Origin of the sequence: Enterococcus malodoratus ATCC 43197, from assembly GCF_000407185.1 — a bacterium.
In the GTDB taxonomy this organism is placed as follows: domain Bacteria; phylum Bacillota; class Bacilli; order Lactobacillales; family Enterococcaceae; genus Enterococcus_A; species Enterococcus_A malodoratus.
The window spans coordinates 538,735-562,536 of the sequence record NZ_KE136482.1 but is presented as its reverse complement, the minus strand read 5'-3'; the positions used below and the strand labels follow the sequence as shown (position 1 = coordinate 562,536).

25 protein-coding genes, 1 pseudogene and 1 other annotated feature are annotated in these 23,802 nt (G+C 39.3%); of the genes and pseudogenes, 23 read left to right on the top strand and 3 right to left on the bottom strand.

The window, feature by feature from the left end:
* Positions 1 to 2 precede the first annotated feature (2 nt).
* The 16 genes and pseudogenes from metF (at position 3) to I585_RS12490 (ending at position 13,961) form a co-directional block, all read left to right on the top strand.
* A complete protein-coding gene (metF, locus tag I585_RS23410) occupies positions 3 to 860 on the top strand; it encodes a methylenetetrahydrofolate reductase [NAD(P)H] (RefSeq protein WP_010742165.1) in 858 nt (285 codons plus the stop codon).
* Between the two features lie 56 nt (positions 861 to 916).
* Positions 917 to 1,142: a binding site (T-box leader), on the top strand.
* Positions 1,143 to 1,191: 49 nt separating this feature from the next.
* Positions 1,192 to 2,436: a MalY/PatB family protein gene (locus I585_RS12560; protein ID WP_010742164.1), complete on the top strand. Its 1,245-nt coding sequence runs from the start codon at positions 1,192 to 1,194 to the stop codon at positions 2,434 to 2,436.
* Positions 2,393 to 3,487, top strand: coding sequence for a PLP-dependent transferase (locus I585_RS12555; RefSeq protein ID WP_010742163.1), 1,095 nt, complete (start codon positions 2,393 to 2,395; stop codon positions 3,485 to 3,487). Before I585_RS12560 ends, I585_RS12555 begins: the two co-directional genes overlap by 44 nt.
* Before the next feature lie 24 nt (positions 3,488 to 3,511).
* Entirely contained in the window at positions 3,512 to 4,408 is an 897-nt protein-coding gene (locus tag I585_RS12550; RefSeq protein ID WP_010742162.1) for a LysR family transcriptional regulator, read from the top strand.
* 299 nt (positions 4,409 to 4,707) lie between these two features.
* Positions 4,708 to 5,691: a uroporphyrinogen decarboxylase family protein gene (locus I585_RS12545; protein WP_010742161.1), complete on the top strand. Its 984-nt coding sequence runs from the start codon at positions 4,708 to 4,710 to the stop codon at positions 5,689 to 5,691.
* An 18-nt stretch (positions 5,692 to 5,709) separates the two neighbouring features.
* Positions 5,710 to 6,561, top strand: coding sequence for a transporter substrate-binding domain-containing protein (locus I585_RS12540; protein ID WP_010742160.1), 852 nt, complete (start codon positions 5,710 to 5,712; stop codon positions 6,559 to 6,561).
* A gap of 11 nt (positions 6,562 to 6,572) precedes the next feature.
* On the top strand, positions 6,573 to 7,274 hold the full coding sequence (locus I585_RS12535; RefSeq protein ID WP_010742159.1) for an amino acid ABC transporter permease: 702 nt from the start codon (positions 6,573 to 6,575) through the stop codon (positions 7,272 to 7,274).
* Positions 7,275 to 8,042 (top strand): amino acid ABC transporter permease, encoded by a 768-nt coding sequence (locus tag I585_RS12530; RefSeq protein ID WP_010742158.1) that lies wholly within the window; start codon positions 7,275 to 7,277, stop codon positions 8,040 to 8,042.
* Positions 7,981 to 8,733, top strand: a complete 753-nt coding sequence (locus I585_RS12525) for an amino acid ABC transporter ATP-binding protein (RefSeq protein WP_010742157.1) — start codon at positions 7,981 to 7,983, stop codon at positions 8,731 to 8,733. Before I585_RS12530 ends, I585_RS12525 begins: the two co-directional genes overlap by 62 nt.
* 274 nt (positions 8,734 to 9,007) lie before the next feature.
* Positions 9,008 to 9,148 (top strand): annotated as a pseudogene (locus tag I585_RS12520) (PTS fructose transporter subunit IIB); the annotation flags it as partial.
* Positions 9,149 to 9,244: 96 nt separating this feature from the next.
* The gene (gene istA / locus I585_RS12515; protein ID WP_005237732.1) at positions 9,245 to 10,471 is read left to right on the top strand and encodes an IS21 family transposase; all 1,227 of its coding nucleotides are present in this window, start codon (positions 9,245 to 9,247) and stop codon (positions 10,469 to 10,471) included.
* 10 nt (positions 10,472 to 10,481) lie between these two features.
* The gene (gene istB, locus I585_RS12510) at positions 10,482 to 11,243 is read left to right on the top strand and encodes an IS21-like element helper ATPase IstB (RefSeq protein ID WP_003129321.1); all 762 of its coding nucleotides are present in this window, start codon (positions 10,482 to 10,484) and stop codon (positions 11,241 to 11,243) included.
* A gap of 1,116 nt (positions 11,244 to 12,359) precedes the next feature.
* A complete protein-coding gene (locus I585_RS12505) occupies positions 12,360 to 12,785 on the top strand; it encodes a universal stress protein (RefSeq protein ID WP_010742153.1) in 426 nt (141 codons plus the stop codon).
* Positions 12,786 to 12,869: 84 nt separating this feature from the next.
* Positions 12,870 to 13,178, top strand: a complete 309-nt coding sequence (locus I585_RS12500) for a hypothetical protein (protein WP_010742152.1) — start codon at positions 12,870 to 12,872, stop codon at positions 13,176 to 13,178.
* Between the two features lie 47 nt (positions 13,179 to 13,225).
* Positions 13,226 to 13,648, top strand: a complete 423-nt coding sequence (locus I585_RS12495) for a universal stress protein (protein ID WP_010742151.1) — start codon at positions 13,226 to 13,228, stop codon at positions 13,646 to 13,648.
* 91 nt (positions 13,649 to 13,739) lie between these two features.
* The gene (locus I585_RS12490; RefSeq protein WP_010742150.1) at positions 13,740 to 13,961 is read left to right on the top strand and encodes a hypothetical protein; all 222 of its coding nucleotides are present in this window, start codon (positions 13,740 to 13,742) and stop codon (positions 13,959 to 13,961) included.
* Between the two features lie 136 nt (positions 13,962 to 14,097).
* On the opposite strand, the gene I585_RS23405 is transcribed toward I585_RS12490, so the two are convergent.
* Together I585_RS23405 and I585_RS12480 are read right to left on the bottom strand one after the other, a co-directional pair.
* The gene (locus I585_RS23405) at positions 14,098 to 14,379 is read right to left on the bottom strand and encodes a hypothetical protein (RefSeq protein WP_010742149.1); all 282 of its coding nucleotides are present in this window, start codon (positions 14,377 to 14,379) and stop codon (positions 14,098 to 14,100) included.
* Between the two features lie 78 nt (positions 14,380 to 14,457).
* A complete protein-coding gene (locus I585_RS12480; RefSeq protein WP_010742148.1) occupies positions 14,458 to 14,718 on the bottom strand; it encodes a hypothetical protein in 261 nt (86 codons plus the stop codon).
* Positions 14,719 to 15,073: 355 nt separating this feature from the next.
* Here I585_RS12480 and I585_RS12475 point away from each other — a divergent pair, with 355 nt between their 5' ends.
* The 6 genes from I585_RS12475 to I585_RS12450 all read left to right on the top strand — a co-directional run bounded on the left by I585_RS12475 (position 15,074) and on the right by I585_RS12450 (position 21,693).
* The gene (locus I585_RS12475; protein ID WP_010742147.1) at positions 15,074 to 15,985 is read left to right on the top strand and encodes a permease; all 912 of its coding nucleotides are present in this window, start codon (positions 15,074 to 15,076) and stop codon (positions 15,983 to 15,985) included.
* Positions 15,986 to 16,116: 131 nt separating this feature from the next.
* On the top strand, positions 16,117 to 16,953 hold the full coding sequence (locus I585_RS12470) for a TIGR03943 family putative permease subunit (RefSeq protein WP_010742146.1): 837 nt from the start codon (positions 16,117 to 16,119) through the stop codon (positions 16,951 to 16,953).
* A 175-nt stretch (positions 16,954 to 17,128) separates the two neighbouring features.
* Positions 17,129 to 17,809 (top strand): response regulator transcription factor, encoded by a 681-nt coding sequence (locus I585_RS12465; protein WP_010742145.1) that lies wholly within the window; start codon positions 17,129 to 17,131, stop codon positions 17,807 to 17,809.
* Complete coding sequence (locus I585_RS12460; RefSeq protein ID WP_010742144.1) at positions 17,806 to 18,795, top strand: sensor histidine kinase; 990 nt, start codon at positions 17,806 to 17,808, stop codon at positions 18,793 to 18,795. The genes I585_RS12465 and I585_RS12460 overlap by 4 nt, the downstream gene beginning before the upstream one ends.
* A gap of 144 nt (positions 18,796 to 18,939) precedes the next feature.
* Positions 18,940 to 19,701, top strand: a complete 762-nt coding sequence (locus I585_RS12455) for an ABC transporter ATP-binding protein (RefSeq protein ID WP_010742143.1) — start codon at positions 18,940 to 18,942, stop codon at positions 19,699 to 19,701.
* A 3-nt stretch (positions 19,702 to 19,704) separates the two neighbouring features.
* On the top strand, positions 19,705 to 21,693 hold the full coding sequence (locus I585_RS12450; RefSeq protein WP_010742142.1) for an ABC transporter permease: 1,989 nt from the start codon (positions 19,705 to 19,707) through the stop codon (positions 21,691 to 21,693).
* A gap of 32 nt (positions 21,694 to 21,725) precedes the next feature.
* On the opposite strand, the gene I585_RS12445 is transcribed toward I585_RS12450, so the two are convergent.
* Positions 21,726 to 22,886, bottom strand: coding sequence for a cation diffusion facilitator family transporter (locus tag I585_RS12445; protein WP_010742141.1), 1,161 nt, complete (start codon positions 22,884 to 22,886; stop codon positions 21,726 to 21,728).
* Positions 22,887 to 23,120: 234 nt separating this feature from the next.
* Here I585_RS12445 and I585_RS12440 point away from each other — a divergent pair, with 234 nt between their 5' ends.
* Complete coding sequence (locus I585_RS12440) at positions 23,121 to 23,462, top strand: hypothetical protein (protein WP_010742140.1); 342 nt, start codon at positions 23,121 to 23,123, stop codon at positions 23,460 to 23,462.
* The last annotated feature ends 340 nt before the right edge of the window (positions 23,463 to 23,802 follow it).

Below are 23,802 nucleotides of genomic sequence, written 5' to 3'. Positions count from 1 at the left end.
CTATGTCTAGTACGATTTCCTTCGAAGTTTTTCCGCCCAATACGCAAATTGGTGCCGAGAAACTTTTCAAAACTTTAAAGGAGCTAAAGCAGCTGCAGCCTGATTTTATTAGTGTCACCTGCAGCAATAACCGTCAAACGATTGAGGAGACTACGCTGAAAGTTGCGGATTATATTCATAAAGAACTAAATGTTCCGACAATCGCCCATTTGCCGGCCGCGTATCTCAGTCAAGCACAGTTGGTCGAACTTGTAACACAGCTTGATCAGATCGGGATCAATCAGATATTGGCTTTGCGGGGAGATATTCTTCCCGATTTGCCGCCAAAAAAGGATTTTGTCTATGCTAGTGATTTAATCGATTACGTGAAAAAGGCGGCGCCGCATTTTCATATCAGCGGGGCTTGTTATCCGGAAACTCATCCCGAATCCCATAATCGCGTGGAGGATATTAAAAATCTGAAACATAAGGTTTCTGTCGGTTGTGAGCAGCTGATTACTCAGTTGTTTTTTGATAACGAATTGTTTTATCAATTTCAGGAATCCTGCTATCTAGCGGATATCAAGGTCCCGATTTTAGCGGGGATCATGCCAATTGTTAATCGCAATCAGGCGTTGCGGCTGATCAAGACTACGAATACAAAATTGCCGCGAAAATTTTTGGCTATTTTAGAAAAATATGAGTACGATCCGATCGCGCTAAAAGAAGCGGGCTTGGCTTATGCGATCGATCAAATCGTGGATCTGTCCACGCAGGATGTGGCGGGGATTCATCTCTACACGATGAACAATGCCGACGTCGCCAAACACATTTGTCAGAATACAAAGAACGTATTGAACGGTCAAATCAAGGCAGGTTAATTTAAAGTTTTATTTGACAAAGATGGCACAATGATTATAATTAGATTGATTTAAATAATAGAACGTTGAAGAGAAGAGTAATTGACGCTGCTTGATACAGAGACCTCGGCTGGTGAGAAAGAGGATACGGCAAACTCAATGAAGATGAGCTCTGAGTTTTCTAACGGGTTAACGCTTGTTAGACGGCAGTGACCGTTACCTCACCGAGTTTCTTTTTGGAACTGTCGAGGTATTTTATATAATACGAATTTGGGTGGTAACACGGTCTGATCCGTCCCTTTGTCGAATGACAAAGGGGCGTTTTTTGTTTTTAAGGAAAAGGAGTGAGCACATGGAAGCCGCGAAATTTATTCAGAAGTATTATCGAAAAAGAAAGGGAACCGATTCATTAAAATGGGACGCGCTGCAGGAGCGTTATGACAATGCGGATTTAACCCCGCTTTGGGTAGCGGATATGGATTTTGCGGCGCCTGATTCGGTTCAAGCCGACTTGATCGAGAGAATGACTCATGGTGTGTTCGGTTATTCGCTAACACCAGCGGATTATTTCTCGACATATCAGGAATGGCAGAGTCGGCATGAACAGACGATCTTTCAAGCAGAGTGGCTGCATTTTACAACGGGAGTCGTTCAAGGAATTCATGATTTGATCGCATGCTTCACCAATGTAGGGGATCAGATTATTATTCAGCCGCCAGTCTATTATCCTTTTTTCGATGTTGTGAACAATCAGCAGCGACAATTGATCACCTCAGAGCTGGTTGAAACAGAGGCTGGCTATCAGATGGACCTTGAACATTTCGAACGGCAATTGATTGAAAATGAGATTAAGCTGTTCATTCTTTGTTCGCCCCATAATCCAGTTGGACGGGTTTGGACAGAAACAGAGTTGAAGGCGATTCTTTCTCTGTGTCAAAAATATGATGTACTGGTCATTTCTGATGAGATTCATTCTGATTTGATTTTACCGGGGCATACTTTTATTTCAGCACTGACGATCGCGACGGAACTAGATTTTTTGGATCATTTGATTGTCTGCAATGCGCCATCAAAAACTTTTAATTTAGCATCCTTGCTGAATGCTCATATTTGGCTGCCGGATCAAAACTTGCGCAAGAGATATGAGAAATGGGAAGAACTTTATCGTCAAACAGGAATTAGCGTGGTTGGGCAAACAGCCGCTCGGGCTGCTTATAGAACAGGCGATGAATGGCTGGCTGATCTGTTATCGGTGATAGAGGGAAATTATCAATTACTGACGCAGCGATTGACGAAGCAAATTCCTGAAATAGAAATCAGCGAGCTTCAAGGAACCTACTTGGCTTGGCTCGATTTGAGAGCTTGGCTGCCTAGTTTAGATATGAAACGCTTTATCCAGGACGAAGCAGGCTTAGCGATCGATTATGGAGAATGGTTTTCGCCTGAGACTAAAGGTTTCATCCGTATTAACTTGGCGACAAGTCCAGAAATCATAGAAACAGCAATCAGAAATCTAATAAAGCTTGATCATAAAATTAAGGGAGGCAATCAATATGTATCAGACAGCGACAGAATTGGCACAAATCGGCAATCATAAGGATGATCAAACGGGAGCAGTATCTGCACCGATTTATTTATCAACGACTTTTTCTCATCCGGGATTAGGACAGAGTACCGGCTATGATTATACTCGTACGAAAAATCCCACCAGAGATATTTTGGAGGGGGCCTTGGCGAAGTTAGAAGCAGGAAGTCAGGGAATCGTGACAAGCTCCGGTATGAGTGCGATCCAATTAGTTTTCAATTTGTTTCCGGCGAAAAGTGAATTTTTAGTTTCTCGTGATCTTTACGGCGGCAGTTATCGCTATTTCAAAGAGCTGGAACGGCAGAATTCTTCCGTGTTTCATTATTTCGATGATTTTGACAGCTTAGAGAGTCAACTAACTAAAAAAATCGACGCCGTATTTTTGGAAACACCGACGAATCCTTTAATGCAAGAAGTTTCGATCGCTGATACGGCCAAACTAGCTCATAAGTACCAAGCTTGTCTGATCGTAGACAATACATTTTCTACTCCGTTAAGACAGCAGCCGCTTAAAGAAGGTGCTGATATCGTCGTTCATTCTGGCACGAAATTTTTAAGCGGACACAACGATTTGCTGGCGGGGGTCGTCGTTGCGAAGGAGTCGGATGTAGGAGAAAGATTGGCTTGGTTGAGCAATACGACCGGACCAACGTTATCAAGTTTTGACAGTTGGTTATTCATTCGCAGTTTAAAAACCTTGAAAATCCGCTTTGAACAACAGGAACGCAATGCGCAGGAAATCGCCAAAGCCTTAAAAGATTTTCCGCAGATCGAAAAAGTATTGTATCCCGGCATCGGCGGAATGATCAGCTTCTATGTCAGAGACGCGAGTAAAATCAATCACTTTTTAGCAAATTTGAATTTGATCACGTTTGCCGAAAGTTTGGGCGGAGTGGAGACATTGATCACTTATCCGACTACTCAAACCCATGCTGATATTCCGAAAGACCTGCGAGAATCCTATGGGCTAACAGATAATTTATTACGTCTTTCGATTGGTATAGAAGATAGTCAAGATTTGTTGAGGGATCTGGCTCAAGGCTTTGGCGCTTTTGAAGAGTAAAAACGTGAGACAGGAGAGGTGAACATGAACTTACAGCAATATCGCTATGTCCAAACGATCGCTACGGTTGGAAGCTTCAGTCAGGCGGCGAAAGAATTATTTGTGACTCAACCCAGTCTTTCCAGTTCCATCAAGGAGCTGGAAAACGAGTTGGACGTACAATTGTTTCATAGGTCAAAATCAGGTGCGTGCCTGACAGAAGCTGGCAGTGATTTCTTGACCTACGCTAAACGAATTTTAGCCCAGGTTGAAGAAATGGAAAAGCATTTTTTGTTGGGAACTAAGCAGAGTTTTACGGTGAGTTGCCAGCATTATGATTTTCTCTATGAACCGTTTATGAAGGTCGCAGAAAAATTTCAGTCAGTTTGCCAAAATTTCTATTTGAATGAAACAACCACCAAACGAATTCTTGAAAGTATCCGCGATTTTGAAAGCGAATTGGGGATCATCTATCTTAATCAGCAAAGTAAACGAATGCTGGAACGCTATTTCAATCAAGAAAGTCTGAACTTTGAGGTTCTAGGTAATTTTTCAACGCATATATATTTGGGCGCTCATCATCCACTTGCGGCTAAAGAGGTAATAACAAAAGACGATCTGTCGGCATATCCGCAGGTTCGATTTATTCAAGAAGATCACGGATCAGCCTACCTGAACGAAGACCCCATCGGTATATCCAAGGAGCGCTCGAACTATTATACAAATGATCGAGGCACCTTAATGAATTTATTGGCCGCTTCAGATGCTTATGCCTCTGGTCTTGGAATAATCAAAGGATTAACCAAAGATCAGATCGTTTTGCGTCCGTTGGAGGATGCGGACCAGCACTCTTTGGTAGTGATAAGCAACCGGATGCGCAAACCAACTGAGCTTGGCACTTATTTTCTAACGGAACTAAAGAAAACATTGCAAGAGAAGTGATGCATCATAATAAAAAGCAATGAATAGTCATAAAAAATCTCAATTAGGCAAGCAAGTTAGCAGCTGGTATAGTTGATTTACTAGAGATAGAACAATTCTGAAAGGAGCGAGCAATCATGAAGGACACAAGACGAACAAACAAAATGATGATGCCAAACATGATGTGTCTATGCCCATCATGTTCTTTGGCATACCTTTAAATGGCGGCATTAGCGTATGGCGAAATTTAATGATGACCAAAGGACTTGAAAATTTTTCAGGTCCTTTTTGTTTACCTAAAAGAGATAAGGAGTGTTTTTATGACAAAAAAAGAGTTAGTGTTGCGAGCGTTAAATCAAGAAAAGGTCGAGCGTGTACCTGTAGGGTTTTGGTTTCACTTTTTGGAAAAGCCAGAGGAGGCGGCTCCGAACGAAGTAACGATTCAACAAAATATCGCTGGACATCGAAAGTTCATTGAGGAATTTCAGCCGGATTTTGTGAAGTTGATGAGTGATGGGTATTTCTATTATCCCAATAAAGCAATTCAACAGGTTGAAGAGGTATCAGACCTTAAGGAATTTCAATCAATTGGGGAAGAACATTCATGGAATCAAGGACAGGTTGATTTAATAAATCAGCAGACCAATCAATTTGTTGAAGAGATTGCGGCTTTCTATAATATTTTTGCGCCAGCTACTTATCTTAAATGGCAGCTTCCGGGAGGCGAAAAGCAATTTATTGATTTGTTGGCCGAGGCCCCCGACTTGGTGGCAAAAGCTCTTGGTATCATTGCGGATGATTTAGTGAATTTAGTAACGAGGATTTTGACAGAAACGGCAATCGACGGCATCTACCTAAGTGTGCAGAATGTTCAGGATGAACGGGTAAGCAGAGAGCTTTATCAAGATTTTATTCAACCGAGTGAACGAAAGGTTTTAGAAGCCGCGAATGCGGCCGGTGGTCAAAATATCTTGCATATCTGCGGATATGAAGGAGCAAAAAATGATTTGCATTTGTATCAAGATTATCCGGCCGCCGCAGTGAATTGGGCGGTTGGACCAGAAGGCGTCTCACTTGCTGAAGGACAAAAGTTTTTCAATAAAACAGTGATCGGCGGATTTGAAAATTCGAGTCAGGGACTCTTATATCGCGGTAAACCGACGAAAATTCAAGCCGCGGTTAACGCGTTATTAGAAGAAGCTGGAACTACCGGCATTATTCTTGGAGCAGATTGCACAGTTCCCAATGATATTCCATTAAGAAATCTTGAGTTGGTTCGACAAGCAGCGAAGCGCTTTGTATAGCAGAATGGAGGATGAATAATGAAAAAAGGATTGGTAGTAGGTATTGCAGCAATTGCGATTATTGCGTTGACATTGGGCATTCGAAGCAGTAATAAAAAGGCGATTGCGGAAGAAAAGATTACAACAATCAATGTTGCTCACACTCAGAATTATGTGCCATATGATTATATCAATGATAAGGGTGAATCCGACGGTTTTGAGGTGCAGGTTCTTAAAGCGGTCGATAAAAAGCTGCCCCAATATAAGCTGAAGTTTACCGGGACCAGCGATGATGATCTGTTGATTGGATTAGAATCAGGAAAATACGATCTTGGCGTCAAGGGTGCCTGGTACACAAAAGAGCGTGCTGAAAAATTCATTATTCCTAAAGAAAAGATCGGAGCTAGTATCATTGGGTTTACTGTTCGTAAGACGGACGAACAAAAATATCAAAGCATTGATGATATCGCAAAGTTTGGAGGGAAATTAGTACCTATTTCACCACAAAATGCACAATGGAATGTGATCGAAGAATACAACAAGGAACACACCGAACACCCGATCCAGTTAAAGGCAGCTGAGGCTTTCAATGTCTCTGATGCGTATGCTTGGGTGTTAGAAAAACGCTATGATGCCTATTTTGACATTAAGTTATCTTTTGAGGAGGCGGTTAGAAACGAGAAAGGCTCTTATCATCAATATGCTGATCAGTTAAGTTACGTTCCTTATAAGGGCATTCCAACTTTCCCGCTATTGCACCGCAATGATAAGAATGAAAAATTCTCTGTTGCTTATGACAAAGCTGTTAAGGAATTAGAGAGTGATGGGACCTTGATCGAGCTGTCCAAAAAATACTTTGGTGAGGATGTTTTCAAGTTTATTCAGGAATAGGAGGAAGCTAAATGGTTCGTTATGATTGGTCAAAAGTTTGGCAAACGATCCCTCAATTAACTGGCTACATTCCCAAAACTTTACTAGTCATGGGGTTGACGGTTCTTTTTGGAACACTATTGGGATTTCTTGTTTCTTGGGGAACGTTTGCGCCTCAACGAATGATTCGCCGTTGGGCTGAGGGATATATTTTTATTCTGCGCTGCACACCTCCAATCGTTTTATTGTTTCTTGTTTTTTATGGATTGCCCAAATTTTTATTTTGGTGGTTGGGTATCCGAAGTGAGGAGTGGTCGCGGACAACATTCACTGTGATCGCTATGACACTGTTGTTTGCGGCTATGATCTCGAAAGTTTTTGTCTCAGCCTATTTGGCAGTCCCAAAAGGGCAGACGGAAGCAAGCTTAAGTGTTGGATTGAGTCAAAATCAAACATTTAGAAGGATTATTCTTCCTCAAGCTTTTCGAATCGCTTTACCTAATTTCTCTACCGCATTATTAAATTTGATGAAGGATGCTGCGTTAGCTTATACGATTGGCTTGGTAGATATTCTTGGGGGAGCAAATTTATTGATCAGTCAAAATTTTGGCAATCATTCATTGGAAGTCTATTCCGCTGCTGCATTTATCTATTGGGGAATGGCATTGTTATTAGCTATCGCGACACAGGGACTAGAATTGATTTTAGTTCCGCAACGAAAGGAGACGGCTTAAATGAATTGGACTTATATTATTGAAACGTTCCTTTTAACACTACGCGGAGTTCCAGTGACACTATTGATCGCTGTCGTCTCCATTGCGCTCAGTATCGGCCCAGCAATTTTGCTAGCACTCGGCCGGATTCACAAAGTAAAAGGTGTAACAACTTTTTCGGTTATTTATTTGGCTTTTATTCGAGCGACACCGCCGATTCTGCTGATCTTGTTCTTTTATAGTCTCTTACCCAGTTTATTAAATCGACTGCTAACCGCCGTAAATAGTTCAATCAATATCTTCAACTTATCTCCTTTGTACTATGCCTTCATCATTTTTGGCTTGTTGACAACGGGCAGTCTATCAGAGGTATTTCGTTCCGCACTTTCGACCGTAAGCCAGCAGCAGTTAGAGGCGGGGCAGTCGGTTGGGTTGACCAACTATCAAACATATCGGCGAATTATATTTCCGCAAGCTTTAGTCGCGGCGTTGCCGAATTTATCCAATCTAACGATAAGTTTAGTAAAAGGAACATCGTTGGTTTTCGTCATGACGATCAAAGATATTACGGCCATCGCCAAGGTGCAAGCCGCCCATGGTTATCAGTATTTTGAATCTTACTTAGTGATATTCGTCGTCTATTTGCTACTTTGCGGCGGGGTGCAAGGCCTATTTTATCTGTTGAGCAAGCGGTTAAATTATCAGTCGGCTAGAAAGGAGCAACAGCATGCTAAAAGTCCAAAATATTTGCAAACAATTTTATCAGCAGGAGATTCTCAACAACGTTAGCTTGGCGGTTAATCAAGGCGATGTGGTAGTCATTTTAGGTCCCAGCGGTTCAGGAAAAACAACCTTCTTGCGCTGCTTGAACGGTCTTGAGAAAGCGGACTCCGGCACGCTGGAAATAAACCAGCAGAAGTATGATCTTGCCGAAATCAAGAAGAAAGAAATAACACAAATACGCAAAAAAACCGCATTTGTTTTTCAACACTACAATCTATTTGCGAATAAAACCGCTTTAGAAAATGTCTTGGAGGGATTGATCATCGCCCGCAAAATTCCTAAACAGGAAGCGTTGCGAATCGCTCAAGCTGCCATTGAAAAAGTTGGGCTAAGTGCTTTTGAAAAGTACTATCCACATGAACTTTCTGGCGGACAGCAGCAGCGTATAGGGATCGCGCGGGCGATCGCACTCAAACCGGAAGTTCTTTTGATTGATGAACCCACTTCGGCGTTAGATCCAGAACTAATAGGAGAGGTGCTGGAGGTGATGCGGCAATTAGCAAAAGAAGGGGTAACCATGGTAGTAGTGACCCATGAAATGAGCTTTGCCCGAGATGTCGCCAATCATGTAATTTTTATGGATCAAGGTCAAATTGTAGAGCAAGGAACGCCCAACACTTTTTTTACTCAACCAAAAGAAGAGCGGACACGAAAATTTTTAAAAAGAATTTTACCTGAAACAATTAATGGCTTTTAAAAGTGAATATTTGGTGTAAGACAAATTGAATTGTGACCAGCTGCAAGCTAAGAAAAAGTAACTTTTTCTTAGTTTATTTAGTGTGGCTTACAAGTTGGAGTGCTACTTTTTCCGCGTGATAATCATTTAAATATGAGCAAAGATGAAACTGAAATTAATCCCAAGATTACATTAAAAGCTGGTACTAGTACCCAAAAATCCGAAAACGCTTTATTTATAGATGTTATTAAGTTAATCTTCATAATGGAAAATAAATAACTGGGGGTACAAGAAAATGGAGAGAAACATTGTTGCTGTCACAGCATGTGCGGCGGGCATCGCGCATACGTACATGGCGGCGGAATCACTTGAGCAGGCTGCTAAAAGAATGGGCTATGGAATCAAGGTCGAAACGAATGGCGCGATTGGTGTCAAGGGCCATAATAAAATGTAGGAAAAGGGCCATCGAAAATGTAGGTTAGATTTAAAATCTGATATTCTTTTTCATGAAACCATTCAAGGAGAGTGACTCATGCGAAAAGATGTCTTAGAAGGAGTCTTACGACACATTATGAACGATATTCAACCTAACTATGCAGCCATGGCCAAGCAATATAATTGTGATTACCGAACAGTCAAGCGTTACTATGAAGCTGGAACTAAAGGGGAAGTAGAACAGATCAAAAAGAGACAATCTTCTGCTCCTCTTTTATTAAGCGGTTTTGAAGAAATTATTAAAGATAAAATGGAGTTAAGCTGTTCCGCTTCTTCAATTTATTATTTTATTAAGAAAAAAGGATATCAAGGTGGCTATACCACCGTCAAACGATATTGTCGGAACTATCGAGAAAAGCGTGTAAAAAAAGCAACCATTCGAATTGAAACGACGCCAGGTCTTTCTGCTCAAGTCGATTGGAAAGAAAATATTAAGATGGTGAGTAAACATGGTGAAGTCTTTTACTTCAATCTTTTTCTATATATTCTAGGCTATTCTCGCATGAAATACTTAGAGGTAACCTTTGATCGAACCCAAGCGAATGTCTTCAATTGTTTGGTCAATGCGTTTGAGTACTGCGGGAATGGTGTTCCTCAAGAAATTTGGTTTGACAATATGAAAACAGTTGTTGATAGAAGTAAAAGCCAATTTAGTCAAACCGTTTTTAACGAAAAATTTCGTCAATTTGCTAAAGATGCTGGATTCAATCCGATTGCTTGTCGCCCTTTTCGTCCACAAACCAAAGGCAAAGTTGAAGCTTTAGCTCGTACTGTTAACCGCTTAATGGTCTTTAACTACGAGTTTGAAAATGAGCAGGAGCTAAAACGAATCGTCTATGAGTTTATGAATGACTTAAATAATGAACGTTCTCAAGCAGTGAATAATCATCCCTCTAAGCTTCTTATAGATGAACAATCGGTGTTGCGTCCTTTCAATCGTTTAGAATTAGTCAGATATGTTTCTAGAACCCAACACGTAATTAGAAAAGTTTCCATTGAATCCATGGTCCAATATCAAAACTCAAAGTATTCTGTTCCCGTGAAATATATTGGTAAAGAGGTAACTTTAGATGTCCGTAAGGACAGTCTATTCATTTGGTATGGCCATCAATGTATTCGCTCGCACCCATTAAGCAAAAAAACCTTAAATTATCAACGTGATGACTCTCTTGAGATTCTTCGATCTGATGTCTTCAAATACTTAGAAGACGAAGAGTTGGAGCGCTTTGTAGAAGAAAATTTAGATGCTTACGATGAATTATAAGGAGGCTCATATGTCAAATTACCATCAGTTATTAAATCAATTATCAGATTTAAATCTTACCTGTATCAAAGAAATTTTACCTGCCCATTTAGATGAAGTAGCTAAAAATGAACAATCTCTAGTTGATTCTTTATTTGAATTAACACATCAAGAAATTAGCTATCGTAGAAAGGAGACCCAAAGAAAAATTTTAAAACGGGCAATGTTTCCCTATCATAAACGCCTTCATGATTTTAACTTTGATTTTCAACCCAAAATCAAAAAAAGTGAAATTCAAGATTTAGTGACATTACGCTTTTTAGACACGTATGACAACCTTTTATTCATTGGAAATAGCGGTGTTGGAAAAACCCATTTAGCCGTTTCAATTGGTTTAGAGTGTATTGATAGAGGGCAGAGCTGTTTATTTATCACTAGTACAGAACTGGTTAATCGACTTATCCGGGCACATAAACGTGGGACAAGTGATACCATGCTCAAAAAATATGCGAGCTATTCTGTATTAATTATTGATGAAGTCGGGTATCTCCCCTTCTCAAAAGAAGGATCTAACTTACTGTTTCAACTAATTAATATGCGATACGAAAGAAAATCAACGATTATTACAACGAATATTCCTCTGTCTCAATGGTCCGAAATTTTTGGTAATAAGAAATTGACTAATGCTTTATTGGACCGATTGGTCCATCATTCTAAAATTATTCAAATTACAGGACCTTCCTATCGAATGAAAAGTTATAGTGAAACGAAAGGAAAAGAAACGAAACGATAAAGAGAAAACTACCTACAATTTCAATGGCCCAAAACCAACATTTTATTATGGCCCTTGACAGAAAGAGATTCAAGAGATGGGTAAGGCGAAGGATATTGGAATTAATCCGGCGCACACTAAGGGGTTTAAATATTAAAAAACAATTGTAATTTAATAATCAAAGAGTTATAGTTAAATTGTAAGTTACCATAACTTACTTCTTCTTTCATAACAAAGTTACATCTCGATCGGCACCCAGTCTTTTTCAGGCTGGGCGTTCATTTGTTAGAGTGTCTTGATTTATTTTAAAGTAATGTGTAAAATAAAGACATCGAAGGTAGCACCTCGATGCAATGTTAGGACTGACCGGTTTGCTCCTGGTCAGTCTGTATTTTTCTGTTGACATATCTCATTTTAGTGGTAAATTAATAATATTTATGGGGCATCCTTTTATCAATGCATGCTGACTGGCCGATCTAGCTTTCGGTCAGTCTATTTTTTTGAATTGACATGAAAAATTAGTACGATATAATTAAACTTGTTAGTAATCATTGCTAACATTTTGTTTCAAGACCGGCTGTCACCCATATATTAAGCCGGTCTTTTTTTCGTTTTCTTTGCAAAAAATACAGAGTTTCGTTAAACTGTTTTCAAGCATAAGTATCACTCAAAAAGAGAGCAGCAGAATCAGAGAACTTGGGGAAGTGGCTCTGGGGGAAATTCTGCTACTCTTGTTTTTATTTTAACAGTTATTATTAGTAAGTAAAGCGCGGTAGAGCAATGCGGCTAATCCCAAAAGCTAAACTAAATTTTGTCATCATGGTATTTTTGAGCAAATATTTTGTAATCGTTTTCTTTATGTGGTATAAAACAGGTGTAAGGGATAGAGAATTCCCGATAGATTGTCAGAAATGGCAAACAAATAGTGAACCTGCCGATGAGAGTCGGCACGAAAGGATTGTGGGAGTTTGAAGGATTCCTTACTAATCGAACGGTCTAGCGGATAGTTGTGTATAGTTGAGTGGACATAAGAACCTCAAGCGTACCGTGCACACCATCTATTCGCTAGACTTTTCTTGTATATCATTTCCTTAAATAAGCAAATTCCCTTATAATTAAATAAAGGAGGCGTTTACAATGGAAGACAATTATGGAAAAATTTTAGTTGCTATTGATGACTCTGAACAATCGTATAAGGCCCTAAAGGAAGCACTATCAATCGCTCGACGAAACGACTCTCATCTGTATATCTTAACAGTTACCGATATGTCTATCGCAACAGCTGATGCACGTATCGTTCAGTATGTGCGTGAATTGGCAGAGGAACGATCGAAAATAGTTGCTGAGAAAATAGAGCAGCATTTACCATCAGACTTTAATTATACTATTCGTAAAGTAGAAGGAACCCCAAAGGTTTCAATTGTACAGTTTGCAAAAGAAACAGGAATTGATTTAATTGCTATGGGAGCAACAGGTAAAGGAGCAATCGAGAGAGCCCTAGTGGGGTCTACTACATCTTACGTTGTAAGTCACGCACCTTGCAACGTCTTAGTTGTAAGGTAACCCAAGATTTTAGATTGTATTCTGCAAGGAACGAAACGTCATATGATAAATTCCTCAATAATTAAATCAAAGGAGGCATTTACAGTGGTTTCACCAAAAGAAGTTATCAGTCCCAAAGAAAAAATTGAATTATTGCGCATTGTAGAAGATGGGACCAAAACGGGTAAAGGTTACTCAATAGCAAAATTAAGATGGAAAAATACAGAGGTTTATGGGATTCGGTATGATGGTGATAACGAAGAAGATAAGGGCTTCCCTACTACAGGAAGAGGGTATCAAGCTGCGTGGTTTATTTTGCCTGAAGCGGTAGCGTATCCCTATTTGAGATCTTTAATGGTACAAAAAGATATTGATTCTCGAATTGATTCGTTAATAGCTGATAATCATGACTAATCAATACATTGAACAAATCTTTTATGATTACAAAGGAGGGCGTAACAATGGAAGCCAAATATAGATTCGTCTTAGTAGCTGTCGATGGTTCAAGTCAGTCAAAAGATGCAGTGCACGAAGCAATTGCTATTGCTAAGAGAAATGAAGCCGAGTTGACAATGTTAACTAGTATAGACATTTCCACGATTTCTCATGCTCCATTAATGGCGAGAGAAGTCACCTCTGGATTGTTAATACGCGCAAAAGATATGTTAGATGACATTGCACAAGATGAATCTACGATGAAGATTGAAAAAAAGGTTTCGGTAGGAGTTGCTAAACACGAAATTGTTAATTATGCTAAAGATGAAGATATTGATCTTATCGTCATGGGCGCAACCGGTAAAGGAGCAATTGAACGCGTTCTGGTTGGCTCTACGACCGCCTACGTTGTTAATCACGCACCGTGCAATGTGTTGGTTGTGAGATAGCATATAAACTTTTCGTTAATCTGAGAGGGTCTTTTTTTGCTTTTTGAGAAGTTGTATAATAGGTGCAAATTTAGGAAAAGAGGAACCACAAATGATCGATGGACGTGAATGTTTTAATCCTAATATGGTACCGATTACGGAGTTTAGCAAAGGTCTTTCTTGGCCGCCCACTTATATCAAATGTGATTGTGGCGAGATATTAGCCAGAGCTCAGCGTCCCAATGCTTCTTTTTATTGGAAATGTACAAACTGCGGGAAGATGTTTTCTATGGTTAGAGGAAGTATCCAATTAGAAAGTACGAATAGTAATTGATTACCAACTTCTGATGGAGATATGCTATACTTATTTCAGAGGACATTTAACCTCACTTTCTTACCCCACTTCTCATTGATCCGAGGAGTGGGATATTTGTGTTGATAAAACCAAAAAAGCCCGAAAATTCAGGCTCTTATACAATAATCTTTCCGTGGTCAATTCTAAAACTGTATATGGCGATCTTGTGATTATTCCAACAGAAAATATTCTTCTTATGTAGCAGCAAAATAGAAAATAAAGTCTTAGTACTCATGGGAGCCTTCCTGTTCTGGCGAAAAAAGATAAGATTTCCTTCATCATCAGGTTTGGCAGTAGTCAGCGGAATGATGGTACTGCCCATTTGCGTAAATATCCCTGTATAGTCCTCATGAAAAGGATTCACAGTCAATTGTTTTAATAATTCGCCAGCCTTCATTTCATACCTTCTTCTGTTGGAATCTACTTGATTCAAATTCTAGCATGATACTTGTCTTGCCGACAACCGCATAGTTTCTTACAGACCCAATCGATTAGTAAAATCATCTTTATCTAGAATCCTCAATTCTCTGATAACTAACTGTCCTTTTTTGTTGAAATATCCTTTCACCGCCACCGTGTATTTGTCGTCAGGCAACATCATTATTTGTTTGCTCAACATTTCTTTAGCGATTAGACAATTAATTGCGTCCGTTTCTGTGATCAGTGTAAATCTTACTAACAGCGGTTTTTCTTTTATCACTCTGATTTTGGTCAGCAGTCCAGTAAATTTATCCATATAATCACCTCGGGTTTAGTATAGCATAGGCAGAATATTAAGACTAAAAAGGGGCAAAAAAGGGGCAAAAAAACCTAACTAGTCCGTTCTAGCCAAAAATTCCCTTTTATAAAAAGTGTTATTAAACGCTGATTTAAAGCTATTTTGTACCAGAGCGAACAAGTGGTAAGACCGCTATAATAAAAGACGCTGTAAAATAACAAATAAAAGCCCGCTCTTGATGAGCGGGCTTTTTTGCGTTTAGGGGAAAAAACTATAAAAAAAGTCTTAAAAAAAGTTTGTGAATCGAAATTTTCTTGTGTCTTTTGATAAAAAAGAGTATATCTTAAAACAGTGCAAAATTGGAGGGAATCCTATGTTTAATTTTCTACCACATTCGGTATTGCAAATGAGTACAATTTTTTTATCGATTGTCATTGAAGCGATTCCGTTCGTTCTATTAGGCTGTATCATTTCTGGTGCATTGCAAGTTTTTTTGACACCAGAGCGTGTGCAAAAAATATTGCCTAAAAATAAATTTTTAGCTATTTTAGTAGGTTCTTTTATAGGATTCTTTTTTCCTTCCTGTGAATGCGGTATTATTCCGATTGTCACTCAATTCATGCGGAAAGGGGTACCGGAGCATACAGCGTTTGCTTTTATGGTAACGGCACCGATTATTAATCCGATCGTATTATTCTCTACATATATCGCTTTTGGCAACAGTATGAAGTTCGCTTTATTGAGAGCAGTAGGAAGCTTTATCGTAGCTTTGCTGATCGGTTCATGGATCGCCTATTTCAATCGAACACCGATTTTAAAGGCAGAACTGCACGAGCATGATCATGGGGAGCATCAGCACCATCATCACGAAACAGCTGAAAAGGAATCCTTTGGTCAGCAGGTTTGGTCTGTCTTGGTTCATAGCATTGATGAATTCTTTGACACAGGTCGTTATTTGATTATTGGAGCGTTGATTGCGAGCGGGATGCAAGTCTTTTTACCGACACAATTTATGCTGCAGCTGACCTCTTCGAAAATCATCGGTATTTTAGTCATGTTAGTCTTGGCTTTCACGATGTCACTTTGTTCAGAAGCAGATGCTTTTGTCGGCTCATCGTTATTGAGTCTGTTTGGTACCAATGCGATTGTGGCATTTTTAGTGTTTGGCCCTATGGTCGACATCAAAAACCTGATGATGATGAAACGCAGTTTTCATGGGAAATTTATTTTACAGCTGATCGCTTTGATCAGTGTGATCGTCACAGTCTACGCATTAGTGATATAAATTGAAATCCAAATCGAATTTATTTTTTTTTTTCAGAAAAATAATTACCAAAAATGGACTAAGGGAGCCAATTCAATCTTTCGCAGTTGTAACAAAAGAAGAGTAAGAAGAACCACAAAGGAGAGAACCTCATGATACGTTTTCTGATTTTATCAGGTTATTTCGAATTAATGATGTATCTGCAAGTTTCTGGCAGATTGGATCAATATATCAATGTACATTATCGTTATCTGGTTTTTCTGACAATGGGCTTGTCGCTGTTGTTGGCCTTGGTTCAATTGCGGATTTGGGCAGCGGGGGAGAAGCACGAAGGACATGTTCACCACGACGGACATGATCATGTTATGTCGAAGCCGTATCAACGCGGGATCGTCTATCTGCTGCTGATCTTACCTTTGGTTGTCGGGATGCTATTTCCAACGATCAGTTTAGATACGACCATTGTTGAGGCGAAGGGCTTTAGTTTCCCCATTAGTAAAGAATCGGTGGGCGACCCAGAGATGAATACCCAGTATTTAAAGCCCGATACTAGTATTTACTACAATAAAAACGATTATAACGATCAAATGTCGAAGCTTATGAAAAAATATGAGACGGATCAAAAGCTAGAGATTACGAACGATAATTATTTGGAAGTAATGGAATTGATCTATAATTATCCGAACTCTTTTGTCGGCAAGAATATTTCTTTCAACGGTTTCGTTTATGAAGCGAATAAGAACAATCAAAAATATGACTTTCTATTCCGCTTTGGGATCATTCATTGTGTTGCTGATTCGGGTGTATTTGGCTTAATGACTAAGCTGCCGGAAAATCTAGCGGTGAAAAATAATCAATGGCTGCATGTCGAAGGGACGATCACGCTGGACTTCTTTGAACCGTTCCATCGTCAGATTCCTTCCGTAGCGGTGGCTAAGGCGCAGCCTGTCAGTGCACCGAAAAATCAATATGTCTATCGCGCTTTCTAATACGAGAAGCCTTCTGCTAAGCAGAGGGCTTTTTTTTACATTTATACCAGTCTACGTGTCGATAAATAAGGTATTTCGGTTTATTTTTTAAGAAAATGTCCGTGCAATTCTGAGATAGCCGCCGAAATTCTAAAAATTTCTAGTATAATAAGAAGAAAAAGTAGAAGGAACTATAATGACGAATAAAATTTTTCTAGTAGAAGATGACACGACGATTGTTTCCGTAATTCAACAACATTTGAATCAGTGGGGAATGAACTGCTATGTAGCAAAAGATTTTCAGCAGGTGTTTGCTGAGTATCAAGCGGTGCAGCCGGATTTGGTGATTTTGGATATTTCCCTGCCATTTTTCAACGGCTTCTATTGGTGCCAAGAGATTCGCAAGGTCTCTGAAGTCCCGATTATTTTTCTCTCCTCGGCAAAGGATCAAATGAACCAAGTAATGGCCTTAAATATGGGTGCAGATGAATTTATTGAAAAACCATTTGAACTGACGGTTTTATTAGCAAAAATTCAAGCGATGCTGCGGCGCAGTTATCAATACGGACAGCAATTAAGCTACGACTTCGGTGAATATCAGTTTGTGCCGGCGATCAATCAAATCCAATCGGCGAATGATCATTTGCCGCTGACACCGAATGAATCCCGAATCTTAAGCGTACTATTTGCGACGCAAGGTCAAATCGTTCCGCGGGAGCAAATTATTGAGACCTTATGGCAAAGTGATGATTTCATTGATAACAATACCTTGGCGGTTAATTTGACGCGTTTACGCAAAAAGCTGAAGGACTTCGGTATCGACAGTTTGATCCAAACGGTCAAAAACAAAGGCTATTTAATTGAGGAGAAGCGATGAGACGGCTTAAACATTTCCTTTATGAACGTCGGATTATTTACGGTATGTATCTGGTATTCTGGTTCTTGATTTTCTTGACGTTCTATCTCTATGAATTTCCTTTTGCGCCTTTTTGGGATGGCTGGCTATTCACGATGTTCATGCTGCTCGTGTATTCGCTGGTTTCTTTTTACCGCTATTGCCAGAAACAGAAGCAATTGGAATTGTTGGCGACAGAAGATCTGCAATTAAGCAGTCTGATTTTTTTACCTAAAGCTGAAACCTTGAGTGAAAAGACGTATCAAGAAGTATTGCGTTTAGTTTTAGAAACAAAAAATCGGCAGCAAGAAGATTTGCAGCAAAAGCAGCGAGATATGCTGGACGATTTTGGACTATGGCTCCATCAAATCAAAACACCGGTAGCTGCTTTAGACTTATTGATTCAATCAGGACAGCTTGATCCGCGAACGATGAAGAATGAACTATTCAAAATCAATGAATACTTGCAAATGATTCTAAATTATATGCGTCAAAATCTTAATCAGGCAGATTTAGTTTTTCAACAATTATCGATTGAAAAAATCATCAAAATGGTTGTAAAAAAATACGCGACTTTTTTCTCGCAAAAAAATCTAAGTTTACAGCTTGAAAATCTTGAAGGAATGGTCTATTCGGATCAGAAATGGCTGATTTTTATTTTGGAGCAAATCATTTTTAATGCAATCAAATATACGGAAGATGGCACAATCAGCATTTCTTTTGTTGAAAATCGTTTGACGATTCAAGATACGGGAATGGGGATACGAGCGGAGGATCTGCCGCGCGTTTTTGAAAAGGGCTATACTGGAATGAATGGCCGTGAACAGCAAAGAGCCAGCGGTCTTGGCCTCTATCTTAGTCAACAAGCCGCGAGTAAATTAGGGTGTCAGCTATATATTGAATCTCGCGTCAATGAAGGAACTACGGTCACGATCGTTTTTCCTGAAGAAATCTCAGCTTTTGAATAAATCCAAACTTTCATAATTGTAAGTTTGGATTTATTTTCGTAAGTAGTCTTTTTACAGGCAGGATTCTATGATGAAGTAGAAGGGTTGATCAGTATCAATAGGTTGGCCGAATACTTATTTCAAAACGAACTAGGAGGAATCACAATGAATGAACTACTAAAAGTTGAGGGAATAAAAAAAGTCTATCAGACCCAGTTCAAGGGTATGCCTGTAGAAGCTTTGCGAAACATTGATTTATCCGTTGAAAAGGGTGATTATGTCGCGATTATGGGAGAATCGGGTTCTGGAAAGAGTACTCTGTTGAATCTGATCGCTACATTAGATAAACCATCTTCCGGTACAATTTTATTAGACGGGATGGATCTGAATACGATCAAGGAAAAGAACGCGGCTGCTTTCCGCCGAGACCATTTAGGCTTTGTCTTCCAAGATTTCAACTTATTGGATACTTTTTCGGTTAAGGACAATATTCTGCTGCCATTGGTATTGTCTCGAACACCCGTCAAAGAATTGATGAGCGAACTTAAACCAGTGGTGAAGGCTTTAGGGATCGAGAAATTATTGGAGAAATATCCGTATGAACTATCGGGAGGGCAAAAACAGCGGGTAGCCGTAGCAAGAGCAATCATCACCAATCCGGAATTATTATTAGCAGATGAGCCTACAGGTGCTTTAGATTCAAAAACATCGGAACAGCTCCTGCAGATTTTTCAACGATTGAATGATAATGGACAAACGATTTTAATGGTTACGCATAGTTCAATCGCCGCCAGCCATGCCAAACGGGTCATGTTCATCAAGGATGGACAAGTTTATCATCAGTTATATCGCGGAAATAAGGATAACTATGAGTTTCTTGAAACGATCAACGAGACATTGACAGCCTTGCTATCAAAGGAGGCGTAGCAGATGTTTTACGGAAAATTAGCTTTTACCAATTTAAGAAAAAATCATCGCGGCTATCTGCCTTTTCTAATATCGATGCTGTTTCTCGTAGCAATCAATACGATGACACAGGTTATAGTCAATAATGAGGGGATGCAAAATCTACCCAATAGTGCCTCCGCACGGGCGATGTTCGGCCTAGGGCATATTATTATCATGATTTTCACCGTGATCTTTTCGTTTTATACGAACAGCTTTTTATTAAAGCAGCGCAAAAAAGAATTGGGCTTATACAATATTCTTGGTTTAGGCAAGCGCGAACTTTATCAATTAATGATTTGGGAAACTTTGCTTAGCTTTTTGATCGTGATTAGTTCCGGCTTGATTACCGGACTCGTTTTATCAAAATTGGCCTTTTTAGTATTGCAGCGCTTGATTAGTGTAGGAAACGATTTTGTCTTTCAGCTGTCGCTTTCCAGTCTGGGATTTGTGACACTGCTATTCGTAGGAATTTTTTTCCTACTATTATTAATCAATTGCTGGCAAATCAAACGAACGAATCCTATCACACTCTTGCATGGAAGTAAAAAAGGGGAGCAGGAACCAAAAGCTCGATGGATCATCGCTATTTTGGGCCTCATTTTTTTGGGAAGCGGCTATGTAATTGCCGTGACGATCGACTCTCCGCTGAATGCGTTGTCGCTATTCTTCATTGCGATTGTTCTGGTAATTCTTGGAACCTATTGTTTGTTCATCGCGGGAAGTATCGCTTTGTTAAAACTCTTAAAACGGAATAAACGCTTCTATTATCAAACGAACCATTTCATTTCAGTATCTAGTATGATGTATCGCATGAAACAAAATGCGGCGGGGTTGGCCAGCATTTGTATTCTCTCAACCATGGTATTGGTGACGGTAGCGACCACAGCAAGTCTTTATTTTGGACAAAAGGATGTTGAGCGCACGCGCTATCCACGTGACGTAATGATCTCAACGAAACAACATCCCGACCAAGTGAAAGAAGTCATTGATGCAGTGAGCGCTGAAAAACAAGCGCCGCTCTCTGAGCAAGTTTATTTAACCTCAACCCAAAGTATTCTTTTTGATCCTGAAAATGACATTTATCAGATTGCTGATGCAGATACTTACTATAACTCAAGATCCACAACGATCACCCTAATGAATTTTATAACGGCACAGGAGTATCAAAAACATACGAATGAAACAGTAAGTTTGAAAGACGATGAAATTTATTTTTATCCTGTCAGTGGTGATCTAAAAGCGAACCAGTTGAAATTCGCAGATCAGGCATTTAAGATAAAAAAACGAATCACTAAGTTTCCTGGAATCAATCAGCAGGTAGGTTTGACCGATTCCTTTTTAATTGTTATGCCGAATCAAGAAGTTCTTGATCAGTCTCTCGCGAAATGGTTTCCTAAAAAAGCAGACGCTTCAAAGAAACTTCCAGAATATAACTTTATGTTTAATGCGGATTTGAAGAATAAAGAAAAGAATTTAGATTTTGTTCAAACGTTAAGAGAACGAATCTTCCAACAAGCGGGTGAGGGACAATTTACGTTTGATGATAAATACTCTTTTGTTTCCGAAAATAAAGTATTTACCGGCGGATTCTTTTTCTTAGGAATCATTTTTGGTGCTACGTTTATTTTGGCTACCGCCTTAATCATCTACTACAAACAAATTTCTGAAGGAATGGATGACCGAGAACGGTTTGAGATTTTGCAAAAGGTAGGGATGAGTCATCGTGAGATTAAGAAGGTAATCAGCAGCCAAGTTCTGATGGTTTTCTCCTTCCCATTAGTTATCGCTGTGATCCATTTAGCCTTTGCCTTCCCGCTGATTCGAAAACTGCTCATTTTATTCGGATTAGTGAACTGGCAGCTGTTCTTGCTTATTTGCGGGATTGTGACGATCGTCTTTGCGATTCTCTATTTCATCGTCTATCGTTTAACTGCTCGCAGCTACTACCAATTAGTTGAACGGAAAGCCTGAAAAAGCCTTGGTCGCGAGACCAAGGCTTTTTCTTATAGCAAATAGGTTCGATCAAAAGTAATCACTAGTTTAGCCAGTTCGCTTTGACTGATAAAGTGTTGACTGATCTGATCGTGCAGCTGTGTATTTTTAACCTTTTTCAGCTGTTCGGGCACAACTAAATCAAAATAAATCGTTTCTGGTGTCGTCGTTTTATCCACGCGCAGATCATGGAATCGCAGCTGCGGATGAATGTCTTTTAGCGTCTTCTTCAACTCCGGAGCGATCCGTTTAAAATCTGGATCATCAAGCGGATAGGGGTCTAAATGACAGACCAGATCGACGCCTAGACTTTCTTTGACCTCATACTCAATTGAGTCGATCACCTCGTGGGCATGTGGCAGACTCCAATCTTGATCCACCTCAATATGAACAGAGGCAAAGATACTGTTTGGTCCATAGCTATGAATCAGCAGATCATGGTAGCCGATAATATCTGGATAATGATCGAGATGTTTTCGAATCGCCAAGACTTCTGCTTCAGGGGGACGGACACCCATCAAATCGTTGATAAAGCCCAGAATCATTTTGATCCCCGAATAAATAATGTAAAGAGCAATCAAGAAACCGATGTATCCATCAATTCGCCAGCCGCTGAACCATTCAACGATTGCCGAAACCAAAACGGCGATCGTTGTATAGACATCATTAATACTGTCCTGCGCTGTTGCCTTCAAGGTATCAGAATTAATCTCGCGACTCAGTTTCTGATACATATGAGATTGCCAAAATTTCATTAATATAGAAAGGATCAACACAATATAGACGATCGGAGAAAGCAAGACGCTGCTTGGATGCATAATTTTGACAAAGGAACTGTCCAAAAAACGGACACCAACATAAGTGACTAAAATGGAAATGACGAAGCCGCTAATGTATTCGAAACGTTCGTGTCCATAGGGGTGATCTTCATCGGCGGGTTTACCCGCGATTTTGAACCCTGCAAGGGTTATTACCGACGAAGCAGTATCTGACAAGTTATTCATGGCATCCGCCATAATCGAGACACTGCCGGAAAGTGAGCCGATAAAAAATTTGGCAAGGAATAGAATGAGGTTTGAAATCAACCCCAGAATTCCTGCCAAAATTCCAACGCTGGTCCGCTTGTTTCCTTTCCAGCGTTCGGTAATCTTATTTATTAAAATAGTTAGCATAAAAATCATCCTTATCAATCAATTAGTACTAGTATAACTGAAATTTTATACAATAAGAAGTTAAATCCACTGACAAAGAATAAAACGGTAAACTTTAATTAATTAGGGTTTACTTTTAACTTTAGAAACCCAAACATATTTTTTAATAAAAAATTTGCGGATATCTCAGCCATTTAAAATGAAAACACTTTATAATAACTATATGTAGAGGGATTCAAAAATGGAGGTATCATTATGGAGAATCAAGTGGATATATCATTATGGGAGATTCAAACGAGCAATGTAGTTACAGCCTTAGAAGATTTTATTGAAGATTGGAAAGTCTCAAGAAATAGTGATCTCGAAGAATATTTGCGCAGCTATCCAGGATATTTCAAGAGTGATGAACCAACACGTGAAGCGATTCGTCTAGTGTTAGGTTATGCCAAGGAATTAATGGATGGAAAACGGGATACCGTGGGCTTCTATGAAAATAAAATCTGGCAGACGGAAAATGGCGAAAGTGTGCGAATGACCCATTTCCATGAACGATCAATTTCAAAATTGATGCAAAAAATTGTCAAAGAACAGGCGTAATATTGAGCAGATCTAAATGATCACCGTTTGGATGATGTTCAATTTGATAAGATAACCGCTTTACTAAGAATTTTTTCGAAAGTTTTATAGTAGAGAAGCGGATGAGACGACGCTGTTTGCATTCGCTTATGATAAAAAAAATCTGGAAATATCAGTTTGTCGCTGATATTTCCAGATTTTTTTGATTTTATGCGTATGTTTTATAAATAAAAGTATTCAATTAGGTTAATAAAAACCATTCACATTTTAAATATGCTATTAAATAATTGATTTCATACTAGAAGGAGGAAACTATAAAATGAAATTTGCTGAGTCTATTACTAATTTTTATGTCCCGATA